The 4,798-nt window shown below is 66.5% G+C and carries 3 protein-coding genes; all 3 read left to right on the plus strand.

The genetic code is table 11. The annotated features are described in order from the left end of the window. A partial coding sequence (locus B9G49_RS16600; RefSeq protein ID WP_086216989.1) for a hypothetical protein occupies positions 1 to 908 on the plus strand: 908 nt, incomplete at its 5' end. A 190-nt stretch (positions 909 to 1,098) separates the two neighbouring features. Then, on the plus strand, positions 1,099 to 3,351 hold the full coding sequence (locus B9G49_RS15645; RefSeq protein WP_086216990.1) for an NADP-dependent malic enzyme: 2,253 nt from the start codon (positions 1,099 to 1,101) through the stop codon (positions 3,349 to 3,351). 66 nt (positions 3,352 to 3,417) lie between these two features. Then, positions 3,418 to 4,230, plus strand: a complete 813-nt coding sequence (locus B9G49_RS15650; protein ID WP_086216991.1) for a MarR family transcriptional regulator — start codon at positions 3,418 to 3,420, stop codon at positions 4,228 to 4,230. Positions 4,231 to 4,798: the final 568 nt, after the last annotated feature.

Here is a 4,798-nt window from a genome sequence, read left to right on the forward strand (position 1 = left end):
CGACGGGCGTCGGGGCGGGACCGGTGGGGATCGGACGCATCGTCGGTCCGGCAGCCGAGCGCGTCGCGGGACTCGACGACGCGCTGCTCGTCGCGGCCGCGGTCGGGGGGCTGGTCGCGGCGTTCGCGCTCGTCACGTGTTCGGTCGCATTCCGGCTCGCGTTCTACGACGCGCTCGCGACGACGGAAGTCGCGCTCTGGCGACCGTTTCGTACACGGTTTCGGCAGGCCCTCGGGCTGTCGGCCGTCGTGACGGCCGGCGCGGTCGTCGCCGCGATACCGGCGGCCGCGTTCGCGGTCGTTGCCGCAGACTCTGCTGTGTCGGGCGCGGCGGGCGTAGAGGTCGGCGGGGTACCCGGTGCCTCTGAGGTCGCGGTCGTCGCGCTCGGAGTCACCGCTGGCGGCGTAGCGCTGATCGGGACCGTCGGCTCCCGGCTCACGCTGGAGCTCGTCGCGCCGGCGATGGTCGCCCGCGACGTCGGGGTGCTCGCCGGGTGGCGGACGGTTTGGGCCTCGCTCCGCGAGTCGCTGAGCGATGTCGCGGTCTACCTCGCGGTTCACGCCGTCGTCGCGGCGAGCGCCGGGATCGTCCGGGCCGTCGCAGTCGCCTCCGTCGGCGGGGTGGTCGCCGCGGTCGGCCTCGTCGTGCTGGTGCTCGCCGCGGTCCCGCTCGGCGGAGTGGCGGCGTTGGTCGAGACGACCGCGGGAGCGATCGTGCTCGCGACCGTCCTGCTGTGTGCGGTCGCCGCCGTCGCGGTGCTGACGCTCCCCGTCCTCATCGTGGCGCGAACGTACCTGACGGCGTACGAAGTCTCGACGCTCGCCGGGCTCGCTCCGGGGCTCGCTCCGCTGGCGCCGACGCTCGTCGCGAGCGACGACCCGGAGCCAGCCGACGGTGGGCCGGTCTGAGGACGCGCCGACGGGGCTCCGCGGTCGACGGACATCCAAGTTGTCGACGAGCATCGAAACGCCAACACACATCGAGATCTCGTTGAAGTACTTCGATGCCGTCGAAGGGCCCCGCAAGATCGTCGAACGTCGAATCACACACTCGACACCATCGCATACCTTTTTACTCCGTTCACGAATGGAGAAAGACATGGGACTAGACGACGACGCCCGGGAGTATCACCGGCAGGAGCCGCCCGGAAAGATCGAGATAGAGACGACGAAGCCGACGAACACCCAGCGAGACCTCTCGCTGGCGTACTCCCCCGGGGTCGCGGCGCCGTGCCGCGATATCGCGGCCGACCCGGAGTCCGTCTTCGAGTACACGGCGAAGGGAAACCTCGTCGCGGTCGTCTCGAACGGCTCGGCCGTCCTCGGGCTCGGTGACATCGGCGCGGCCGCCTCGAAGCCCGTGATGGAAGGGAAGGGGGTGCTGTTCAAGCGGTTCGCCGACATCGACGTGTTCGACATCGAGCTCGACATCGACGCCGTCGACCCGTTCTGCGAGGCCGTGAAGGCGATGGAGCCGACGTTCGGCGGCATCAACCTCGAGGACATCAAGGCCCCGGAGTGTTTCAAGATCGAGGAGCGGCTCCGCGAGGAGATGGAGATCCCGGTGTTCCACGACGACCAGCACGGCACCGCGATCATCCCCGGCGCGGCGCTGATGAACGCGGTCGACATCTCCGATAAGGACCTCTCGGAGCTCGACATCGTCTTCTCCGGCGCCGGCGCGTCGGCCATCGCGACGGCCCGGTTCTACGTCTCGCTGGGGGCGCGCGAAGAGAACATCACAATGTGCGACTCCTCCGGGATCATCACCGAAGAGCGGGTGGCGGCCGGCGACGTCAACGAGTACAAAAGCCAGTTCGCCACCCCCGTCGAAGACGGCGATCTCGCGGACGCCATGGACGGCGCAGACGTGTTCGTCGGGCTCTCCGTCGGGGGTATCGTCTCGCAGGAGATGGTCCGCTCGATGGCCGCGGACCCGATCATCTTCGCGATGGCGAACCCGGACCCGGAGATCACCTACGAGGACGCCAAGGACGCCCGGGACGACACAGTGATCATGGCGACTGGTCGGTCCGACTACCCGAACATGGTGAACAACGTCCTCGGGTTCCCCTTCCTGTTCCGCGGGGCGCTCGACGTACGTGCGACCGAGATCAACGAGGAGATGAAGGCGGCCGCCGCGGAGGCGCTAGCCGACCTCGCGCGCAAGGACGTTCCGGACGCGGTCGTGAAGGCGTACGGCGACGACCCGCTCCAGTTCGGTCCCGACTACGTCATTCCGAAGCCGCTCGATCCGCGGGTGCTGTTCGAGGTGGCGCCGCGCGTCGCGGAGGCGGCGATGGAGTCCGGATCGGCCAGGACGGAGATCGATCTGAACCAGTACCGCGAGCGCCTCGAAGCTCGCCTGGGGAAGTCCCGCGAGATGATGCGGGTCGTGTTGAACAAGGCGAAAAGCGACCCGAAGCGGATCGCGCTCGCGGAGGGCACCGACGAGAAGATGATCCGCGCGGCCTACCAGCTCTCCGAGCAGGGGATCGCGGAGCCGGTGTTGCTCGGCGACGCCGACACCATCTCCCGGACCGCGTCCGAGCTCGGGCTCTCGTTCCGCCCCGAGGTGGTCGACCCGGACGAGCGGGACGTCTCCGGATACGGTGAGCGGCTGTACGAGCTCCGAAAGCGCAAGGGGATCACCAAACGCGAGGCTGACGATTTGGTCAAACGGGATACCAACTACCTCGGGAGCGTGATGGTAGAAACTGGCGACGTCGACGCGATGCTCACCGGGCTCACGCACCACTACCCGTCCGCGCTCCGGCCGCCCCTCCAGATAGTCGGTTCGGCGGCCGACACGGACACCGTCGCCGGCGTGTACATGCTCACCTTCAAGAACCGGGTGATCTTCTGTGCGGACACGACCGTCAATCAGGACCCCGACGCGGAGACGCTGGCGGAGGTCACGCGACACACGGCGGACCTCGCGCGACGGTTCAACGTCGAACCGCGCGCCGCGATGCTATCGTACTCGAACTTCGGGAGCGTCGACAACGAGGGGACGCGGAAGCCGCGCGACGCGGTCGACATTCTTCAGTCCGACGACGTGGTCGACTTCCCGGTCGACGGGGAGATGCAGGCCGACACCGCGGTCGTCGACGACATCCTCAACGGGACCTACGAGTTCTCCGAACTCGACGAGGCGGCCAACGTCCTCGTGTTCCCGAACCTCGAGGCCGGGAACATCGGATACAAACTCCTTCAGCGGCTCGGGGGCGCCGAGGCCATCGGACCGATGCTCGTCGGTATGGACGAGCCGGTCCACGTCCTCCAGCGTGGCGACGAGGTGAAGGATATCGTCAACCTTGCGAGCGTCGCCGTCGTGGACGCCCAAGAGTAGCTCGCCGGGTGTACCGCGGGCGCCGGGACACCAATTTTACTTGTTTCCGACTACAACATCGGTGGTATGGGAACGAGCGAGGATCCGGACGAGCCGGCCGGGCCGCGAGTGCTGGATAACAGGCGCGACGCGACTCGTTACCGGGTTCTCGTCGAGATCGCCGCGCGGCAGCCGGCGGTGAGCCAAGAGGAGATCGCGGACGTCATCGGTGTGACCTCGCAGGCGGTGAGCGACTACGTCCGCGACTTGGTCGACGGAGGGTTCGTGGAGAAACGCGGTCGAGGTCGGTACGAGGTGACCAAAGAGGGAGTCGACTGGATAATCACGCGAACCGACGCCCTCTCGGACTTCGTGTCTCGTGTGTCCGACGATGTTCTGGGAAGCGTCGACGTCGACGCCGCCGTGGCGACCGACGCGGTTGCGGAAGGTGACGACGTCGGGCTGGAGATGCGCGACGGCGTGCTACACGCCGTCCCGGAGGGGGGATCGGCGACAGCGGTCGTCGTCACCGGCGGTGAGGCCGGAGAGGCGGTCGGCGTCACCGACTTCGAGGGGGTCGTCGAGTACGACCCGGGCGTGGTGACGGTCGTGTCTGTCCCGGCGGTGACCGAAGGGAGCCCGCCGTCTCCCGAGGTCATCACGGGTCGCGCCGCGGACGCGGATCTGATCGCGGTCGGTGGGACCGAAGCCTACGCGCTCGCGACGCGGACCGGGCTCCGGCCGGACATCCGATTCGGTTCGGCGACGGGCGTGTCTCAGGCCGCCCTCCGGGGCTTGGACGTGCTGTTGCTCGTTTCGACCGACGAGCTTTCTCGCCACACGACGCGACTCCGTGAAGACGGCGTTCGGTATGAGGTCCGCGACTCTCTCACACCGTAGGTCGGTACGTCGGTCGCTGTGGTTTCGTACGGTGAGACACACCGTGTTTCCGGTGAAATGGGGCTATCTTGGGTGGGAGCGACTTCGCTGTGGGCGGTTTAGTTATCTATCTGACCAATATAGAACAACAGGATTTATATCCTACATCAGAGTAAAGCTCGTCAAGCGAAATGAGCGACAGCTCGCCGAGCGATACATGCGTTTCACCGGAAACTACTACTCTACTGAGAGCTCGCACTTTGACGGAAGCCCGTACTTCGTTGGAAGCCCGCACCCCATCTGAAGCCTGAGTTTCACCGGAAACACGGTCTCCCCCCTGTTGGTCGGCCCGCCTGAGGCACTCAGCGAACACCTCGTTTCCGGTGAAACAGTCTCCTCAGACAGTGTCCGTTGACCTCTCCACACCCGTATCCCCGGATTTTCCAACGGTTGTCTCTTCTCCGCTCACTCATCCCAGCCGAATTACTCTATGAGCCCGATCACTCCATGCGTTGGAGCGCGTCACATGCCGGCTCACTCCGTGAGTACTTCCCCCGCCCGCCACCCCACCTGTCTCTTATACCCCTCT

Source organism: Halorubrum sp. SD683, from assembly GCF_002135045.1.
GTDB lineage: Archaea > Halobacteriota > Halobacteria > Halobacteriales > Haloferacaceae > Halorubrum > Halorubrum ezzemoulense.